15 protein-coding genes are annotated in these 17,246 nt (G+C 71.3%); 9 read left to right on the forward strand and 6 right to left on the reverse strand.

The window, feature by feature from the left end; translation table 11 throughout:
* Positions 1–48 precede the first annotated feature (48 nt).
* The 3 genes from ACZ470_RS06365 (at position 49) to ACZ470_RS06375 (ending at position 5,803) form a co-directional block, all read left to right on the forward strand.
* Positions 49–1,497 carry an ABC transporter permease gene (locus tag ACZ470_RS06365; protein WP_468424899.1) on the forward strand — a complete coding sequence of 483 codons (1,449 nt, stop codon included), beginning with the start codon at positions 49–51 and terminating at the stop codon, positions 1,495–1,497.
* A 77-nt stretch (positions 1,498–1,574) separates the two neighbouring features.
* Positions 1,575–2,258 (forward strand): ABC transporter ATP-binding protein, encoded by a 684-nt coding sequence (locus ACZ470_RS06370; RefSeq protein ID WP_468424900.1) that lies wholly within the window; start codon positions 1,575–1,577, stop codon positions 2,256–2,258.
* A 209-nt stretch (positions 2,259–2,467) separates the two neighbouring features.
* Entirely contained in the window at positions 2,468–5,803 is a 3,336-nt protein-coding gene (locus ACZ470_RS06375) for a S8 family peptidase (protein WP_468424901.1), read from the forward strand.
* 55 nt (positions 5,804–5,858) lie between these two features.
* Here the strand turns inward: ACZ470_RS06375 and ACZ470_RS06380 are convergent, their stop codons facing one another.
* Positions 5,859–6,776 carry a helix-turn-helix transcriptional regulator gene (locus tag ACZ470_RS06380; protein ID WP_468424903.1) on the reverse strand — a complete coding sequence of 306 codons (918 nt, stop codon included), beginning with the start codon at positions 6,774–6,776 and terminating at the stop codon, positions 5,859–5,861.
* 176 nt (positions 6,777–6,952) lie between these two features.
* On the opposite strand from ACZ470_RS06380, the gene ACZ470_RS06385 reads away from it, so the two are divergent.
* Together ACZ470_RS06385 and ACZ470_RS06390 are read left to right on the forward strand one after the other, a co-directional pair.
* Positions 6,953–7,993, forward strand: a complete 1,041-nt coding sequence (locus ACZ470_RS06385) for an NAD(P)-dependent alcohol dehydrogenase (protein ID WP_468424905.1) — start codon at positions 6,953–6,955, stop codon at positions 7,991–7,993.
* Positions 7,994–8,094: 101 nt separating this feature from the next.
* On the forward strand, positions 8,095–8,865 hold the full coding sequence (locus tag ACZ470_RS06390) for an SDR family oxidoreductase (protein ID WP_468424906.1): 771 nt from the start codon (positions 8,095–8,097) through the stop codon (positions 8,863–8,865).
* Positions 8,866–8,885: 20 nt separating this feature from the next.
* On the opposite strand, the gene ACZ470_RS06395 is transcribed toward ACZ470_RS06390, so the two are convergent.
* On the reverse strand, positions 8,886–9,824 hold the full coding sequence (locus ACZ470_RS06395; protein ID WP_468424908.1) for a DUF5829 family protein: 939 nt from the start codon (positions 9,822–9,824) through the stop codon (positions 8,886–8,888).
* 84 nt (positions 9,825–9,908) lie between these two features.
* A complete protein-coding gene (locus ACZ470_RS06400; RefSeq protein WP_468424909.1) occupies positions 9,909–11,027 on the reverse strand; it encodes a hypothetical protein in 1,119 nt (372 codons plus the stop codon).
* Positions 11,028–11,169: 142 nt separating this feature from the next.
* Between ACZ470_RS06400 and ACZ470_RS06405 the strand changes: the two genes are divergently transcribed.
* Complete coding sequence (locus ACZ470_RS06405) at positions 11,170–12,327, forward strand: cystathionine gamma-synthase (protein ID WP_468424910.1); 1,158 nt, start codon at positions 11,170–11,172, stop codon at positions 12,325–12,327.
* A 3-nt stretch (positions 12,328–12,330) separates the two neighbouring features.
* Here ACZ470_RS06405 and ACZ470_RS06410 read toward each other — a convergent pair whose 3' ends face one another.
* The 3 genes from ACZ470_RS06410 to ACZ470_RS06420 form a co-directional block, all read right to left on the reverse strand.
* Positions 12,331–12,579 carry a hypothetical protein gene (locus ACZ470_RS06410; protein ID WP_468424911.1) on the reverse strand — a complete coding sequence of 83 codons (249 nt, stop codon included), beginning with the start codon at positions 12,577–12,579 and terminating at the stop codon, positions 12,331–12,333.
* Positions 12,576–13,082: a sigma factor-like helix-turn-helix DNA-binding protein gene (locus ACZ470_RS06415; protein ID WP_468424913.1), complete on the reverse strand. Its 507-nt coding sequence runs from the start codon at positions 13,080–13,082 to the stop codon at positions 12,576–12,578. Before ACZ470_RS06415 ends, ACZ470_RS06410 begins: the two co-directional genes overlap by 4 nt.
* 253 nt (positions 13,083–13,335) lie before the next feature.
* A complete protein-coding gene (locus ACZ470_RS06420; protein ID WP_468425206.1) occupies positions 13,336–13,824 on the reverse strand; it encodes a MarR family winged helix-turn-helix transcriptional regulator in 489 nt (162 codons plus the stop codon).
* 174 nt (positions 13,825–13,998) lie between these two features.
* On the opposite strand from ACZ470_RS06420, the gene ilvA reads away from it, so the two are divergent.
* The 3 genes from ilvA (at position 13,999) to ACZ470_RS06435 (ending at position 17,241) form a co-directional block, all read left to right on the forward strand.
* Positions 13,999–15,228 (forward strand): threonine ammonia-lyase, encoded by a 1,230-nt coding sequence (gene ilvA / locus ACZ470_RS06425; RefSeq protein WP_468424915.1) that lies wholly within the window; start codon positions 13,999–14,001, stop codon positions 15,226–15,228.
* Between the two features lie 139 nt (positions 15,229–15,367).
* Entirely contained in the window at positions 15,368–16,399 is a 1,032-nt protein-coding gene (locus ACZ470_RS06430) for an ATP-binding cassette domain-containing protein (protein WP_468424917.1), read from the forward strand.
* Positions 16,396–17,241, forward strand: a complete 846-nt coding sequence (locus ACZ470_RS06435) for an ABC transporter permease (protein ID WP_468424918.1) — start codon at positions 16,396–16,398, stop codon at positions 17,239–17,241. Before ACZ470_RS06430 ends, ACZ470_RS06435 begins: the two co-directional genes overlap by 4 nt.
* Positions 17,242–17,246 lie beyond the last annotated feature (5 nt).

The following is a 17,246-nucleotide window of genomic DNA, read 5'->3' on the forward strand; positions in this document are numbered from 1 at the left end:
TTATCCCGGGCTCAACCCTTCATCACGGACCGTGCCTAGCTTGCGGCCATGTTCTTCACCTATCTGAGGCGCGAGCTGCGCCGCCGCAGAAAGGCGGCCCTCGTCGTCGCCTCCGGCCTGGCACTCGGCATCGCGCTGGTCGTCGTGGTCAACTCCGTCTCCTCCGGCATGGGCAAGGCCCAGGAGAAGGTCCTCCAGTCCCTGTACGGGCTCGGCACGGACATGACGGTCACCAAGGCCGCCGAGTCCACCACGACCGCCGAGCGCCCCCGTTTCCGCTTCGACGCCCAGGACGACGGCTCCGGCGAGGAGCAGAGCAGCGACCGCGTCATGGTGCAGGGCTTCCAGACCCTGGCGAGCTCCACCGTGGACAAGGTCGGCGAACAGGACGGCGTCGCCGACGCGGTGGGCGGGCTGAGCCTCCAAGTCGTCAAGGTCAGCGGAGAGTTCACACGGGGTCAGTTCAAGCAGGACGGCCAGGGCGGCGGTCCCGGTGCCGCCCAGCCCTCACCGCAGGGCCGGGTCCAGGGCGGCGGCGCCGACTTCGACGTCAACAGCTACTCCGTCTACGGCACCGACGTCACCGAGCCCGCTCTCGGCCCGCTGACCTCCTCCGAGATCACCAGCGGACGCACCTTCGAGACGACGGAGACCGACGCGAAGGTCGCCGTCGCCGACTCCGCCTACGCCAAGGAGAAGAAGCTCGAAACGGGTGACACCGTCACCGTCAAGGGCACGAAGTACAAGGTCATCGGCATCGCCACCGCCTCCAGCGGGGACGCGGCGGCCAACCTGTACGTGCCGCTGAAGCAGGCGCAGACCCTCGCCGACGCCAAGGACAAGGTCACCACGATCTACGTCAAGGCGACCGACTCGCAGCAGATCGACAGCGTCAAGTCCGGTATCCAGAAGAACATTTCCGGTACGACCGTCACCACCTCCGCCGACCTCGCGGACACCGTCTCCGGCTCCCTGTCCACCGCCTCCTCGCTCGCCGCGGGCGTCGGCAAGTGGCTGTCGGTCGTGGTGCTCGTGGCCGCGTTCCTCGTCGCCGGTCTGCTCACCTCCTCGGCGGTGTCCCGCCGGGTGCGCGAGTTCGGCACGCTCAAGGCGCTGGGCTGGAAGTCCGGCCGGGTGACCCGGCAGGTGGTCGGCGAGTCCATGGTCCACGGTCTGGTCGGCGGCGCCCTCGGCATCGCGCTCGGCCTGGCGGGCGCGTACGCCGTGACCGCCGTCAGCCCCACCCTGGAGGCACAGCTCGGCGGCGGGGGCGGCGGCACGGGCGGACCCGGGGGAGGCGGCGGCCGGATGCTGGTCGGGCCCGGGCAGCAGGCCGCCGACAGGACCCTCGACGTCGCGCTCACCGCGCCCGTCAGCCTCACCACCCTCGCCCTCGCCGTCGGCCTCGCCGTGACCGGCGGTCTCGTCGCCGGCGCCTTCGGCGGCTGGCGCGCCTCCCGGCTGCGGCCGGCCGACGCGCTCCGCCGCGTCGAGTAACGCCCGCCCCGCACCGACCCCGGGGCCCGCCCGCGGCGGACGGGCCCCAACCTCGTACGCGATCCAGGAGCAGACCCATGTACGAACTCAGAGGCGTCACCCGGCGCTACACGCGCGGCAAGGAGACCGTCCACGCCCTCGACGGAGTGGACCTGACCATCCCCGACGGGGACCGGCTGGTCATCCAGGGACCCACGGGCGGCGGCAAGTCCACGCTGCTCCAGATGCTCGGCGGGCTGGACCGGCCCAGCTCCGGGGAGATCGTCCTCGACGGCACCGACCTGGCCAAGCTGCCCGAGGCCCGGCTCACCCGGGTCCGCAGCGAGAGCATCGGCTTCGTCTTCCAGTCGTTCAACCTGATCCCGACACTCACCGCGCAGGAGAACGTCGAGACCGCGCTCGTCCCCCTCGGGGTGAAGGCCAAGGAGCGGCGGGAGAAGGCCGCCGAGGCGCTGGAGTCGGTCGGCCTGGGCGAGCGGCTCGGACATCTGCCCGGCGAGATGTCCGGCGGTCAGCAGCAGCGGGTGGCCATCGCGCGGGCGCTGGTGAAGGAGCCGAAGGTGCTGCTCGCCGACGAACCCACCGGGAACCTCGACGAGTCGATGCGCGACGAGATCATGGACGTACTCATCCGCATGTGGAAGGAGCTGGGGCTGACCTTCGTCATGGTCACCCATGACTCGGCGATCGCGAGGCGGGCCCCGCGACTGGCGACCATCCGCAAGGGCCGGATCACTGTGAAGGAGAACACCCGAACCTGACCGCGAAAGCGTCAACCACGCGATTGTGTAACGGAGTTCCGGCGGAGGCGTTACAGCCGTCCGTCGACTTCGGCACCCTTTCCGGCGTCCCTTGAGGCGCTTGATCACCCCTCGGCATACTGCGTGATCCGGGGGGTGCGCGCATGCGTACGAGACCACCCCCGGCCGGGTGACACCGAGTTCGCCCGGGGACCTCGCTAGGGGGAACCTTGCGCAGACAAGTGAAAAGAGCGTGCGCGGCCACGGTCGCCACGGCGGCCGCCGTGGCGCTCGCGGCGGGCATGGCCGGCCCCGCGTCGGCGAACGGGGAGCAGGGCGCGACCACCGCCCCGGACTCGAAGGCGGCGGCCTCGCCGAAGGCCAAGCACCGGATCACACTGATCACCGGCGACCGGGTCGCGGTGGACGCCAAGGGCCGCGTGGTCGGCCTGGAGCGCGCCGAGGGCCGGGAGCACATACCCGTCCAGGTCCGCAGGGCCGGCGGACACACCCTCGTGCTGCCGGCGGACGCCGCCCGGCTGATCGCGACCGGCAAACTGGACCAGCGGCTCTTCGACGTCACCGAGCTGAACAAGGCCACGAACCGCGGCTCCCAGAAGCGGGGCCTGAAGGTCATCGTCGGCTACCAGGGCACCGCACAGGCAGCCAAGGCCGACGTGCGCGACGCCGGCACGGTCCGCCGGACCCTGAAGTCCCTGAACGCGGACGCGGTGCAGACTCCGCACGAGGAGGCGCCGGAGCTGTGGGACGCCGTCACCAACGGCGACCGCACCGCCTCCGGCGTCGCCCACGTCTGGCTCGACGGCGTCCGCAGGGCGAGCCTCGACAAGTCGGTGGCGCAGATCGGCACCCCCAAGGCGTGGGCGGCCGGCTACGACGGCAAGGGCGTCAGGATCGCCGTCCTGGACACCGGGGTCGACGCCACCCATCCGGACCTCAAGGGCCAGGTGACCGAGTCCAAGAACTTCACCTCGGCGGCCACCGCCGGCGACAAGGTCGGCCACGGCACCCACGTCGCGTCCATCGCGGCCGGCACGGGCGCCAAGTCGAAGGGCAAGTACAAGGGCGTCGCGCCCGGCGCCAAGATCCTCAACGGCAAGGTCCTCGACGACTCCGGCTTCGGTGACGACTCCGGCATCCTCGCGGGCATGGAGTGGGCGGCCGCGCAGGGCGCCGACGTCGTCAACATGAGCCTGGGCGGAGGTGACACGCCGGAGGTCGACCCGCTGGAGGCGGCGGTCAACAAGCTGTCCGCGGAGAAGGGCATCCTGTTCGCCATCGCGGCCGGCAACGAGGGCCCGCGGTCGATCGGTTCGCCCGGCAGCGCGGACGCCGCCCTCACCGTCGGCGCCGTCGACGACAAGGACAAGCTCGCCGACTTCTCCTCCACCGGCCCGCGCGTCGGCGACGGCGCCATCAAGCCGGACGTCACCGCTCCCGGCGTGGACATCACCGCCGCCTCGGCGAAGGGCAACGACATCGCCAAGGAGGTCGGCGAGAACCCGGCCGGCTACATGTCCATCTCCGGTACGTCGATGGCGACCCCGCATGTCGCGGGCGCGGCGGCGATCCTGAAGCAGCAGCACCCGGAGTGGACCTACACGGAGCTGAAGGGCGCGCTCACCGGCTCCACCAAGGACGGCAAGTACACGCCGTTCGAGCAGGGCTCGGGCCGGATCCAGGTCGACAAGGCGGTCAAGCAGACCGTGATCGCCGAACCGGTGTCGCTGAGCTTCGGTGTGCAGCAGTGGCCGCACACCGACGACAAGCCGGTCACCAAGCAGCTCACGTACCGCAACCTCGGCACCAAGGACGTCACGCTGAAGCTGACGTCGACCGCCACCGGCCCCAAGGGCAAGGCGGCCCCGGCCGGCTTCTTCACCCTGGGCGCCACGACGGTCACGGTCCCCGCGGGCGGCAAGGCCTCCGTGGACCTCACCGTCGACACCCGGCTGGGCGGCACCCTCGACGGCGCCTACTCGGCGTACGTGGTCGCGACGGGCGGCGGGCAGACCGTGCGCACGGCGGCCGCGGTGGAGCGCGAGGTCGAGTCGTACGACGTGACGCTGAAGTTCATCGACCGGGCGGGCAAGCCGGCCGGGAACTACGTCGCCAGTCTGGCCGGCCTCTCCGGACTGGGCGCCGGCCAGTGGTACCAGCCCTACGACGCCGACGGCACCGTCACCGTCCGCGTGCCCAAGGGCGGCTACGTCCTGGACACCGGGATCTTCGTCAGCGCCGACCCGGAGAAGTACGAGGGCGCCGACTGGCTCGCCCAGCCCAAGCTGAGCGTCACCAAGAAGACGACGATCACGCTGGACGCCCGCAAGGCCAAGCCGGTGAGCATCAGCGTGCCGGACAAGGCGGTCAAGCCGGAGTTCGCCTCCGCCGACTACACCGTCGAGACGGACGACTCGACCAACGGGTTCGGCTGGTGGCTGGAGTCGTACGACAACTTCCGCTCCGCGCACCTCGGTCCGGAGATCACCGACGGCTCCCTGAGCCAGCAGTGGGACGCCCACTGGAGCAAGGGCGCCAAGGAGCAGTACGACACCGTCGTCGGCGGCAAGGTCAAGAAGCTCGCCACCGGCTACACCCGGCACTACAAGGCGGGCGAGCTCGCCACGGTGAAGGTCGGCATGGGCGCGGCGGCGAGCGGCAAGAAGGGCGCCGTCAGCGCCCTGGGCCAGCTGCCCGGCAGCTCCAGCGGCTCCTCGATCGGCATTCCGCAGGGCCTGCCCGGCACCCGCACGCTGCACCTGTCCACCTCGGGCGGGGTGAAGTGGGACCTCGACTTCGAGCAGCAGGGCGGTGTCGACGCGGAGGGCTGGCCGGTCTCCGAGGCCGGCTACTTCATCGGCGCCGGCAAGGCCTACAAGGCCGGCAAGTCGTACGCGGAGACCGTGAACACGGCCGTCTTCGGGCCGCGCGTCACCTCGGACTACGGCATCTTCCGTGACGGCAACAGCATCTCCGGGCTGCTCCCGCTGTTCGCCGACGGCAAGGGCCACGTCGGCTCCTCGCTGCACACCTCGGCCACCACCAGCCTCTACCGCAACGGCAAGAAGGTCGGCTCGCACGACGACCCGCTGCTCGGCGAGAAGGAGTTCAAGGTCCCGTCCGGGGACGCCTCCTACAAGCTGACCACCTCGGTCAAGCGCAGCGCCAAGGTCGCCGCCGCGTCCACGCGGATCGACGCGACCTGGACGTTCCGCTCCAAGAAGACCACCGACATAGAGCAGCTGCCCGTCTCCACGGCCCGCTTCGACGCGGCCACCGGCCTGGACAGCAAGGTGACGGCCGGCAAGAAGGTCACCGTCCCGGTCGTCGTGGAGGGCGCCGCCAAGGGCAAGAATCTCAAGTCCCTGTCGGTGTACGTCTCCTACGACAGCGGCAAGACCTGGAAGAAGACCACGGTCAAGAGCGGGAAGATCACCGTCAAGAACCCCGCGAAGGGGAAGGCCATCTCCTTCCGCGCCAAGATCGCCGACAAGAAGGGCAACACGTCGACGATCTCGATCCACAACGCGTACTACGGCAAGTAGCCCGCTGAGCGAACGGCCCGCCGGAAGCACTGCTTCCGGCGGGCCGTTCCGCGTATCAGGCGGCGGGCGCGGAGGTCCCGGACCGCGTCGTGTCCGCGCTCCAGCTGCCCAGCAGCCGCAGCGCCTCCGCCGACGGCGTGTCCGGCTCCGCGAAGTACGTGACCAGCGACTGCCCGCAGTCGTCACCGGCCGGGCGGAACGACTCCCAGAGCAGCGTCAGTTCCCCGACCAGGGGGTGCCTGAGCCGCTTCACGCCGTGGCTCTTCTCCTTGACGTCGTGCGCCGCCCACAGCCTGCGGAACTCCTCGCTCTTGACGGAGAGCTCGCCGACCAGCGAGGACAGCTGGGGGTCGTCCGGGTGGAGGCCCGCGTCCATCCGCAGATAGGCGACCATGTCGGACGCCTTCTGGTCCCACTCCACGAACAGCTCCCGCTGGTCCGGGTGCAGGAACACCAGCCGCGCCCAGTTCCGCTCCTGCGCCGGAAGCTTCCCCCAGTCCCCGAAGACCGCCGCCGCCATCCGGTTCCAGGCGAGGATCTCCGAGCGCCGGCCCACGACGTACGCCGGGACCGTGTCCATCGACTCCAGCAGGTGCCGCAGCGCCGGGCGGGCCTGCTGGGTCCTGGCCACCGGCTTCTTCCGCCGCAGCTTCGGCTTCGCCAGATGCGTGAGGTGGGACCGCTCGGCGTCGGTGAGGCGCAGGGCCCGCGCGATCGAGTCCAGCACCTCCGCCGACACGTTCTGCCCGTTGCCCTGCTCCAGGCGCGTGTAGTACGCCACGGACACCCCGGCGAGCTGCGCCAGCTCCTCGCGGCGCAGGCCCGGCACCCGGCGGTGGCGGCCGAAGTCCGGCAGACCCACGTCCTCCGGCTTCAGCCGGGCCCGCCGGGTCCGCAGGAACTCGCTCAGTTCCGCTCGCGGGTCGAGGCCGCCGCTCGCGGGGCCGGCCGGTTGGGTGTGCTGCTCGTCCATGCCTCCAGTATTCCCCGTCGTACGCACACCATCCTGTCCCCGCCAGTGGTACGCACAGCCAACGTAGGCAAAGCCGTGGTCTGGGTGAGCCGCGGCCGTTGTCGCAGGCTGGAGGCCGTTCCCGGTCGCACTGAAGGCAGCGGCCGGGTGCACCGCCTCACGAGGAGAACCCCCGCATGACCACTGTTGCCGCGTACGCCGCACCCGCCGCCAAGGCTCCGCTGGAGCGGACGACCATCGAGCGGCGCGAGGTCGGCGAGCACGACGTACTGATCGACATCAAGTTCGCCGGCATCTGCCATTCCGACATCCACCAGGCCCGTGAGGGCTGGGGCGAGGCGATCTTCCCGATGGTCCCCGGCCACGAGATCGCCGGAGTGGTGTCCGAGGTCGGCCCCGGCGTCACCCGGTTCCGGGTCGGTGACCGCGTGGGCGTCGGCTGCATGGTCGACTCCTGCCGCGAGTGCGAGAACTGCAAGGCCGGCCGTGAGCAGTACTGCGTCAAGGGCAACGTCCCGACGTACAACGGCATCGGCAAGGACGGCGAGCCCACCTACGGCGGCTACTCGCAGAAGGTCGTCGTCGACGAGGACTTCGTCGTCCGCATCCCCGACGGCCTCTCCCTCGACGTCGCCGCGCCGCTGCTGTGCGCCGGCATCACCCTCTACTCCCCGCTGAAGCGCTTCGGTGCCGGCCCCGGCAAGAAGGTCGCGATCGTCGGCCTGGGCGGCCTCGGCCACATGGGCGTCAAGATCGCGCACGCGCTGGGCGCCGAGGTGACGGTGCTGTCGCAGTCCCTGCGCAAGAAGGACGACGGCCTGAAGCTGGGCGCCGACCACTACCACGCCACCAGCGACCCGAAGACCTTCGAGGAGCTGGCCGGCACCTTCGACCTGATCGTCTCCACGGTCTCGGCCCCGCTGGACTTCGGCGCCTACCTGTCGCTGCTGAGGACCGAGGGCACGCTGGCCAACGTCGGCGCCCCCGAGGAGCCCATCTCCCTGAACCTCTTCTCGGTGATCGGCGGCGGCAAGACCCTCGCCGGTTCCATGATCGGCGGCATCGCCGAGACACAGGAGATGCTGGACTTCTGCGCCGAGCACGGCCTCGGCGCGGAGATCGAGCTGATCGGCGCGGCCGAGATCAACGACGCCTACGAGCGGGTGCTGAACAGCGACGTCCGCTACCGCTTCGTGATCGACACGGCAACGATCTGACACCCGGCGCCGCCCTCCCGGTCACACTCCCGCGGTCCGTTCCGTCATATCGCCGAACGACACGGAACGTACGCGGTACGAGAGGAACGGGAGAAGCGGCCATGACATCACTCATCCTGGTCACCGGCGGTACGGGCACCCTGGGCGGCCATGTCGTCCCGCTGCTGCGGGCGGCGGGCCACGAGGTGCGGATCCTCACCCGGAGTGCCCGGCCGCCGGCCGACGGCGTCTCGTACGTCACCGGTGATCTGCTGACCGGCGAGGGCGTCGAGGCGGCCGTCGCCGGAGCGGGGACGGTGCTCCACCTGGCGGGCGGGCCCAAGGGCGACGACGAGGCGACCCGCACACTGGTGCGGGCCGCCTCGAAGGCCGGCACCGGTCATCTCGTCCTCATCTCCGTCGTCGGCGCGGACCGGGTCCCGCTGGCGTGGATGCGCGGCAAGCTGGAGTCCGAGCGGGCCGTCGCGGAGTCGGGCATCCCGTGGACCACCCTGCGGGCGGCGCAGTTCCACGACCTGATGCTGACCGTGGTGGAGAAGATGACCAGGCTGCCGGTCCTGCCGGTCCCGCGCGGCCTGCGCCTCCAGCCGGTCGACTCCGCCGAGGTGGCGGCCCGCCTGGCGGAACTCACCCTGGGCCGGCCCTCGGGCCTGGTCCCCGACATGACCGGCCCCCGCCTGTACGACCTCGCCTCCCTGGCCCGGCCGTACCTCGCCCTCCGGGGCAGGCGCCGTCCCACCCTTCCCGTCCCGCTTCCGGGCAAGGCGGGCCGCGCCTACCGGGCCGGCGCGAACCTGACCCTGGAAGGGGCGCGGGTGGGCGAGCGGACCTGGGAGGACTTCCTGGCGGAGCGGCAGCTCTCGGCGGCTTGAGCGGCCTCCCCGCCGGCCGGCTACCTCCCGTCGCCGAACGTCCAGACGGCGTCGTCGCCCGGGCCCACCGTGAGCACCGACCGGCCGATCCGCTCCGTGTGCCGCGCCTCCACGGGCGCGTTCAGCGACATCCGGACCTGGCGCAGACCCGCCTCGTCGCGCGGGACGACGTCGAAGCGGAGCGTGGTGCCGCCGCCCCGGGCCACGAGGCCACCGCCCGCCACGGTCCGCACGGCGAAGCCGCCGGCCCGCAGCAGCGGCACCGTGTCGGCGAGGTCGCCCTCGGTGACGGCGAGGCGGACGTACGTCACGTCACGCATCATGCGGTCGCGGTAGTCGTCGGACAGATAGCGCTCCCGGCCCACGTCACCGGGGTGGGCGGCCGGCTCGGTGTTGCTGCGCGGGTCGGCGAAGTACTCCGGCAGGTACTCCATCCCCCACGCGTTGAAGCCGTCGTACTCGGTGGTGGTGAGGACGGCGTCGAACCAGGGCACGGGCACGCCGTCGCCGAAGTCACGGGTCTGACGGAACGCGACGGGGTCCACGACGCCGAGGTCCCGCAGCCGCTCGGTCACGGCCGGCAGGTCACCGGCCCGCTCGGTGGAGACCCCCAGCCCCGCGGAGCCCAGGAGTCCGTCCGGGCCGGGCAGATCGCCGACCCCGAAGAGCTCCACATACGTCTCCCGGCCCATCAGATAGCGGCCCGTCCAGACCTGGCCGTCGGCCCCGGTCGTGGTCCGCACCTGGAAGTTGGCGAAGTCGCGCAGATAGGCGGAGTGCTCGATGGCGTCGGCGGTCTCCCGGTCGAGCACCCCGAAGGCGTGGTTGTAGTACAGCGACTGCCCGTCGGGCGGCGACTCGCCCTCCTCGGCCCCTGCCGTCCCGGTGCCGGCCCCGACGGTCCCGGCGAGGGTGATGGCGAGGACGACGACGGTCCGTAACACTCCGCGAAGCGACATGCACCGATCGTAGGACCGCGCGCCCCGAATCCGCTCAGGTTTTCGGTTTGTGCGGGTGGCCGGCCGGGGTCCGTGCCGTGGTGCTCAGTGCGGGAGGGTCGCCGGGCTGCCGCCGTTCGCCTCGTAGCCGGCCACCGCCAGGGCGCGGTAGACGGCGAACTCGGCGGCCGGGTCGGGGGAGAGGGTCCAGGGGAGGGCGCCGACATGGCCGTCGACGTGTATGAGCTGGCTCATGGCCTCCGCCCAGCGCTCGCCGCGGACCAGGAAGAAGATCAGCAGGTGCCGCACATGAGCCGACATCGGGTCGTCCGGGCGGGCCGAGTGCACCGCGTGCAGCGCGCCGTGGATCGCCTTGGTGACGACCTCGCTCTGGTAGAAGCCCGCGACCAGGTGCACCTCGGGCAGGTGCTCGAACACCGCGAACAACGGCATGGCGGCGAGGAGGGAGCCCTGGGGAGCCCGGGCCGCCGCCGCCTCGGCGAAGGAGTACGCCTGCTGCCGCGAGCCGTGCCACTTCTCGCACCAGTAGTGCAGCGCGGCCAGATGTGCCCCCATGTGCGCCGGGGCCCGGTCCAGGATCTTCAGCCAGACCTGCTCGAAGTCCTGCTGGGAGTAACCGAGTCCACGCGCCACCGACAGCTCCACGATGTACGGGACCGGGTCACCGGGGGCCAGCAGCGCCGCCTCGGCGCACGCGGCCTTCGCCTCCTCCATGATGATCCGGAACTCGTCCGTCCCCGGCGCCGCCGTCCGCCACGCCTGCTGCACCAGGAACTCGGCGTGCACCGCCGCCCCGCCCGCGTCCTTGGGCGCCTCGGTCCGCCACACCCGCAGCCACTGACCGCCCGGCGCCTCGCTCACCCCGCCGGGCCGCTGGGCCAGCTCCAGCGAGGCCGCGCCCGCGAAGGCCTGGACGCGCTGCCAGCGCAGCTCGCCCTCCGCGTCCGTACCCGCCAGCAGCTGCTGCGCCGCGCGGTAGTCCTGCGTGCGCTGCACCAGGTCCAGAACGTCCAGCAGGTCCTGGTCGGGCCCCGGCATGCGGACGTCCAACTCCTCCTCGAGGGCGAAGCCGTAGTTCGCCGGGTCCGCCGCGTCCGGGTGGCCGGCGGGGACCTGCATGATCGTCCCGCGACTGCGCCTGACGAACGGCAGCACAACGACGCCGAGCATGACGAGCGCGATCAGGACCCAGAGAATCTCCATGTCACAAGCGAACCAGACCACGACGACAATTGGCCAACCCGGTGCCGGACCCTGTGGAAAACTCCCGGAACCGGCCCGCCGGGTCCGTTCCGCCCGCTCCGCGTCCGCCATCCGCACCGTGCGCGCACTACCCTCGGTGCCCATGAGCGACAGGCACATCAGTCAGCACTTCGAGACGCTCGCGATCCACGCGGGCAACACCGCCGACCCCCTGACGGGCGCGGTCGTCCCGCCGATCTACCAGGTGTCCACCTACAAGCAGGACGGTGTCGGCGGTCTGCGCGGCGGCTACGAGTACAGCCGCAGCGCCAATCCGACCAGGACCGCCCTGGAGGAGAACCTCGCCGCCCTGGAGGGCGGCCGCCGCGGCCTCGCGTTCGCGTCCGGACTGGCGGCCGAGGACTGCCTGTTGCGTACGCTGCTCAGCCCCGGCGACCACGTGGTGATCCCGAACGACGCGTACGGCGGCACGTTCCGCCTCTTCGCCAAGGTCGTCGCCCGCTGGGGTGTGGAGTGGTCGGTGGCCGACACCTCCGACCCGGCCGCCGTCCGGGCCGCCCTCACCCCGAAGACCAAGGCCGTATGGGTCGAGACCCCCTCCAACCCGCTGCTCGGCATCACCGACATCGCCGCCGTCGCCCAGGTCGCCCGGGACGCGGGCGCCCGCCTCGTCGTCGACAACACCTTCGCCACGCCGTACCTCCAGCAGCCGCTCGCGCTCGGCGCGGACGTCGTCGTGCACTCCCTGACCAAGTACATGGGCGGCCACTCGGACGTCGTCGGCGGTGCCCTGATCACCGGCGACGCGGAGCTGGGCGAGGAGCTGGCCTTCCACCAGAACGCGATGGGCGCGGTCGCCGGCCCCTTCGACTCCTGGCTGGTGCTGCGCGGCACCAAGACCCTCTCGGTCCGCATGGACCGGCACAGCGAGAACGCCACGCGGGTCGCCGACATGCTGACCCGCCACCCGCGCGTGACGAGCGTCCTGTACCCGGGGCTGCCGGACCACCCCGGTCACGAGGTCGCCGCCAAGCAGATGCGGGCCTTCGGCGGCATGGTCTCCTTCCGTGTGGAGGGCGGCGAGCAGGCGGCCGTCGAGGTCTGCAACCGGGCCCGGGTGTTCACGCTCGGCGAGTCCCTGGGCGGCGTGGAGTCGCTGATCGAGCACCCCGGGCGGATGACGCACGCGTCCGCGGCCGGTTCCGCGCTCGAGGTCCCCGCCGACCTGGTGCGCCTGTCCGTGGGCATCGAGAACGTCGACGACCTGCTCGAGGACCTCCAGCAGGCGCTCGGCGCGTAACGGTCACCATCCCGTCAGCGGTGGAGTCGTCTCCGACGGCGGCTCCACCCAGGGACGGGCGGTCACCACCCACACCACGAACGCCACTGACACCGCCAGCAACAGCAGCCACATCGCGCGGCGGGCGAGCGTCCGGCGGCGCAGGATGCGGGCCCCGCGCCGCACGGCGTCCGCGTGGAGCTCGGGCGGCACGGGCGGCGGCGACCGCTCCAGCATCCGCCGTACGGTCGCCTCACGCTTCATCAGGGTCATGAGGGCACCGCCTTGACGCCGCCCACCGCGGGGGCCGGTCTCGGGGGCGGGCGCAGGACGGTGGCCATCGCGCGGTTGAAGAGGGTTCGTACGCGCTCCGCGGGCAGGCCGAGCAGCGCCGCGGTCTGTTCCTCGGCGATGCCCTCGTGCAGGCGCAGCACCAGGACCAGGCGTTCCTGCGGTGTGAGCCGGGCCAGCGGCCCCTCGGGGCGGCGGTCGCGGAAGTGGAGCAGTCCGCCCCAGCGGTGCCAGGTGCCGTTCGCGAAGCGGGTCGCCAGGTGCTGGCGGGTGTGGTTGTAGGGGTCCTCACCGTGCAGCCGGTCCCAGGACGCGTAGGTGTGGGCCAGGGCGAGGGTGAGCAGGCGCCGTGCGCGCGGGTTGTCGGCGCGGGGTTCGGCGGTGAGGAGTGTCGCGGTGTGCAGCAGGCGGGTGCCCGCGCCGGCGACGTACGCCGCGAATTCGCGGGCGCGGAGTTCGTTCTGGGACGTGTGCCGTGGTCGCAACCGCGCCTCCCGTCGCCCCTGAGAGCCCTGGCTCTCATATCAGGCCAGGGTGCGCCTCTTGGTCAAGAGATGTGCACGCGCGAGCGGCAGCGGATTGTTTCCGCCCCCGCCGCCCCTTCCCGTCCCGTCCCCGGGGGCGCCGCCCCCGGACCCCCGCTCCTCAAACGCCGGAGGGGCTGACACGCAGCCCGTCCGGCGTTTGAGGACGAGGCCCGGAGGGCCGAAGGGGGTCTGGGGGCGCAGCCCCCAGGGCTCAGGAGTCCACCCGTTCCTGCGTGGACATCCGAGAAGACAGCGCACCGTTGAAGCGCGTCAACAGCGCGCAGAACGCCTCGCGCTCCTCCGGCGCCCAGTCGTGTGTCAGCTCGGCCATCAACTGACGCCGTGAGGAGCGCACTTCCTCCAGGCGTGACTGCCCGCGCGGGGACAGCTGGAGAACGACCGCGCGTCCGTCCTCCGGGTGCGAGGTCCGTTTGACGAGGCCGGTGTCCACGAGCGGAGCCACCTGCCGGGTGACCGTCGAGGAGTCGATGCCCATGCTCGCGGCGAGCGCCTTGACGCCCATCGGGCCTTCCTTGTCCAGGCGGTTGAGCAGCAGGTATGCGGCGCGGTCCATCGAGTTGCGCACCTGGCCGACCCCGCCGAGCCGCGTCTGTTCGGCACGGCGGGCGAACAACGCCACCTCGTGCTGCAGCGTGTCGAGAAGACCGGTGTCACCGACGGCCGTCAGGTCCGTCCTCATGTCCGTCGACATGTCGGGTGTTGTGGGCATGGCCGGAGGCTCACTTCGTGGAGGGCTGCTAATTGGGGGACAGGGTACGCGGCCGGACGGCGGGCCGTACCGGCGCTGCGCAAAGCCGAGTCCGCGGGTTGGTCACACCGGTCGCCGCCGTCTGTGAACTGCGATGCTGGAGTCATGAGCTACAGCACGGCTGACTCCTTGCGGACCGTCACGCTCGACGATGTGCGCGGAGCCCAGAAGATGCTCTCGGGCGTGGCTCGGACGACCGCCCTGGAGGGCAGCAGGCACCTGTCCCGGCGGATCGGCGCACCGGTGCACCTGAAGTGCGAGAACCTCCAGCGGACGGGGTCGTTCAAGCTGCGCGGCGCGTATGTGCGGATCGCCGGGCTGCTGCCCGAGGAGCGGGCCGCCGGTGTGGTCGCGGCGAGCGCCGGCAACCACGCGCAGGGGGTCGCGCTGGCGTCGTCGCTGCTCGGGGTGCGGTCCACGGTGTTCATGCCGAAGGGCGCCCCGCTGCCGAAGATCAGCGCGACCCGGGAGTACGGCGCCGAGGTGCGCCTGCACGGCCAGGTGGTCGACGAGACGCTGGCCGCCGCGACGGAGTACGCGTACGAGACGGGTGCGGTGTTCATCCACCCGTTCGACCACCCGGACATCATCGCGGGCCAGGGCACGGTGGGGCTGGAGATCCTGGAGCAGTGCCCCGAGGTGCGCACGATCGTCGTCGGGGTCGGCGGGGGCGGGCTGGCCGCCGGGATCGCGGTGGCGGTGAAGGCGCTGCGGCCCGATGTGCGGATCGTCGGGGTGCAGGCGGCGGGCGCGGCGGCCTATCCGCCCTCGCTGGCGGCCGGGCGGCCGGTGTCGGTGCGCAACCCGGTGACGATGGCCGACGGGATCAAGGTCGGGCGGCCCGGTGACGTGCCGTTCGGGATCGTCGGCGAGCTGGTGGACGAGGTGTGCACGGTCACCGAGGACGAGCTGTCGGCCGCGCTGCTGCTCTGTCTGGAGCGGGCCAAGCTGGTCGTCGAGCCGGCCGGGGCGAGCCCGGTGGCGGCGCTGCTGAGCCGGCCCGGCGCGTTCGAGGGTCCGGTCGTCGCGGTGCTGTCCGGGGGCAACGTGGATCCGGTGCTGATGGAGCGGGTGCTGCGGCACGGCATGGCCGCGCAGGGCCGCTACCTGGCCGTACGGCTGCGTCTGACGGACCGGCCGGGCGCCCTCGCCTCGCTTCTCGGGGCGTTGTCAGTGGCCGACGCTAACGTCCTCGATGTGAGCCACGTACGGACCGATCCGCGGCTCGGGCTCACGGAGGCGGAGGTGGAGCTGCACCTGGAGACGAAGGGCCCGGCGCACTGCATCGAGGTCAACCAGGCCCTGCGCGAGGCGGGTTACACCGTCATGGACTGACACCGGACGCGGTGTCACTCCTTCGGGCAATCCCATTGTGAGACGCGATACATCGCGTTATGGTGTGTCGGAAATCCGAGCACGCCATTGCGCGCGAACCTAGGCTTTTCCGAAGAATCACGATGACGTGGAGACTCATATGCCAGGCGCCATCTATGCCGAAGGTCTGGTCAAGACCTTCGGGAACGTAAGGGCACTGGACGGCGTCGACCTCGAGGTCCCCGAGGGCACCGTCCTGGGCCTGCTCGGGCCGAACGGCGCGGGCAAGACCACCACCGTCCGCTGCCTGACGACCCTGCTGCGGCCCGACAGCGGAAGGGCGGTCGTCGCCGGCCTCGACGTGCTGAAGCAGCCCGACGCCGTACGCCGTTCCATCGGCCTGTCCGGCCAGTTCGCCGCCGTCGACGAGTATCTGACCGGCCGCGAGAACCTCCAGATGGTCGGACAGCTCTACCAGATGAAGGCGAAGGCCGCGAAGACCCGCGCGGACGAGCTGCTGGAGCAGTTCAACCTCGCGGACGCCGCCGACCGCACCGCCAAGACCTACTCCGGAGGCATGCGCCGCCGTCTCGACCTCGCCGCCGCGCTGGTCGTCTCGCCGCCCGTGATGTTCATGGACGAGCCGACGACCGGCCTCGACCCGCGCAACCGCCAGCAGCTCTGGGAGGTGATCAAGCAGCTCGTCTCCGGCGGTACGACACTGCTGCTCACCACCCAGTACCTGGAGGAGGCCGACCACCTGGCGCACGACATCGCGGTCGTCGACCACGGCCGGGTCATCGCCCAGGGCACCTCCGACCAGCTCAAGGCCCGTACGGGCGGTGAGCGCGTCGAGGTCGTGGTGCACGAGCGCGAGGACATCCCGTCCGCCTCCGCGCTCCTCGACAAGTACAGCCTGCGCGGCGCCGGCAAGGGCGACACCACGGTCGAGGACCACATGCGCAAGATCACCACACCGGTCTCCGGCGGCGCGAAGCTCCTCGCCGAGATCATCCGCGACCTCGACACCCACGGGATCGAGATCGACGACATCGGTCTGCGCCGCCCCACCCTCGACGACGTCTTCCTCTCCCTCACCGGGCATGTCGCGGAGGTCAAGGAAGAGAACGACGACACCGCGCGGGACGCCAAGGGACGCGGCCACCGCCAGGACAAGGAGACCGCGAAATGAGTGCCGTCACCGACACCGTCCGGGTCACGGCACCCGGCAACCCCATCGGCCAGTCGATCCGGGACTCCCTGGTCGTCGCCAAACGCAATCTGATCCGCATGGCCCGGATCCCCGAAGTGGTCATCTTCGGCCTCATCCAGCCCATCATGTTCGTGGTGCTGTTCTCGTACGTGTTCGGCGGCTCCATGGACATCGGCGGCAGCACGAGTCCGGAGGTCTACCGCGAGTTCCTGATGGCGGGCATCTTCGCGCAGACCGTCACCTTCGCCACCGCCGGAGCCGGCGCGGGCATCGCCGAGGACATGCACAAGGGGCTCATCGACCGCTTCCGCTCCCTGCCCATGGCACGCGGCGCGGTGCTCACCGGCCGCACCCTCGCCGACATGGTGCAGACGGCGCTCACCCTGCTCGTGCTCGCCGTCGTCGCCCTCCTGGTCGGCTGGCGCACCCACACCAGCATCGGCGAGGTACTCGGCGCGTTCGCCCTGCTGCTCCTCACCGGTTACGCGTTCACCTGGATCGGCGCGGTCATCGGCCTGTCGGTCCGCACGCCGGAGGCGGCCACCTCCGGCGGACTGGTCTGGCTCTTCCCGGTGACCTTCGTGTCGAACGCGTTCGTGGACTCCAGCAACATGACGCCCTGGCTGCGCCACATCGCCGACTGGAACCCGTTCAGCGCCACCGTCCAGGCCTGCCGGGAGCTCTTCGGCAACCCCGGGGTCTCCACCTCGGACGCCTGGCCCATGCAGCACCCGGTGTGGGCGTCGCTGATCTACTCGGTCCTGATCATCGTGTTCTTCCGCACCCTCGCCGTGCGCAAGTACCGCTCGGCGGCGGCATGACGAAG

Source organism: Streptomyces sp. NPDC031111 (assembly GCF_055570675.1).

Coding starts and splice junctions, on each gene's coding strand:
- ACZ470_RS06385 (WP_468424905.1), top strand. CDS start 6,953: ATGACCACTGTTGCCGCGTACGCCGCACCCGCCGCCAAGGCTCCGCTG.
- ilvA (WP_468424915.1), top strand. CDS start 13,999: ATGAGCTACAGCACGGCTGACTCCTTGCGGACCGTCACGCTCGACGAT.
- ACZ470_RS06390 (WP_468424906.1), top strand. CDS start 8,095: ATGACATCACTCATCCTGGTCACCGGCGGTACGGGCACCCTGGGCGGC.
- ACZ470_RS06380 (WP_468424903.1), bottom strand. CDS start 6,776: ATGGACGAGCAGCACACCCAACCGGCCGGCCCCGCGAGCGGCGGCCTC.
- ACZ470_RS06435 (WP_468424918.1), top strand. CDS start 16,396: ATGAGTGCCGTCACCGACACCGTCCGGGTCACGGCACCCGGCAACCCC.
- ACZ470_RS06405 (WP_468424910.1), top strand. CDS start 11,170: ATGAGCGACAGGCACATCAGTCAGCACTTCGAGACGCTCGCGATCCAC.
- ACZ470_RS06410 (WP_468424911.1), bottom strand. CDS start 12,579: ATGACCCTGATGAAGCGTGAGGCGACCGTACGGCGGATGCTGGAGCGG.
- ACZ470_RS06395 (WP_468424908.1), bottom strand. CDS start 9,824: ATGTCGCTTCGCGGAGTGTTACGGACCGTCGTCGTCCTCGCCATCACC.
- ACZ470_RS06365 (WP_468424899.1), top strand. CDS start 49: ATGTTCTTCACCTATCTGAGGCGCGAGCTGCGCCGCCGCAGAAAGGCG.
- ACZ470_RS06370 (WP_468424900.1), top strand. CDS start 1,575: ATGTACGAACTCAGAGGCGTCACCCGGCGCTACACGCGCGGCAAGGAG.
- ACZ470_RS06400 (WP_468424909.1), bottom strand. CDS start 11,027: ATGGAGATTCTCTGGGTCCTGATCGCGCTCGTCATGCTCGGCGTCGTT.
- ACZ470_RS06420 (WP_468425206.1), bottom strand. CDS start 13,824: ATGAGGACGGACCTGACGGCCGTCGGTGACACCGGTCTTCTCGACACG.
- ACZ470_RS06430 (WP_468424917.1), top strand. CDS start 15,368: ATGCCAGGCGCCATCTATGCCGAAGGTCTGGTCAAGACCTTCGGGAAC.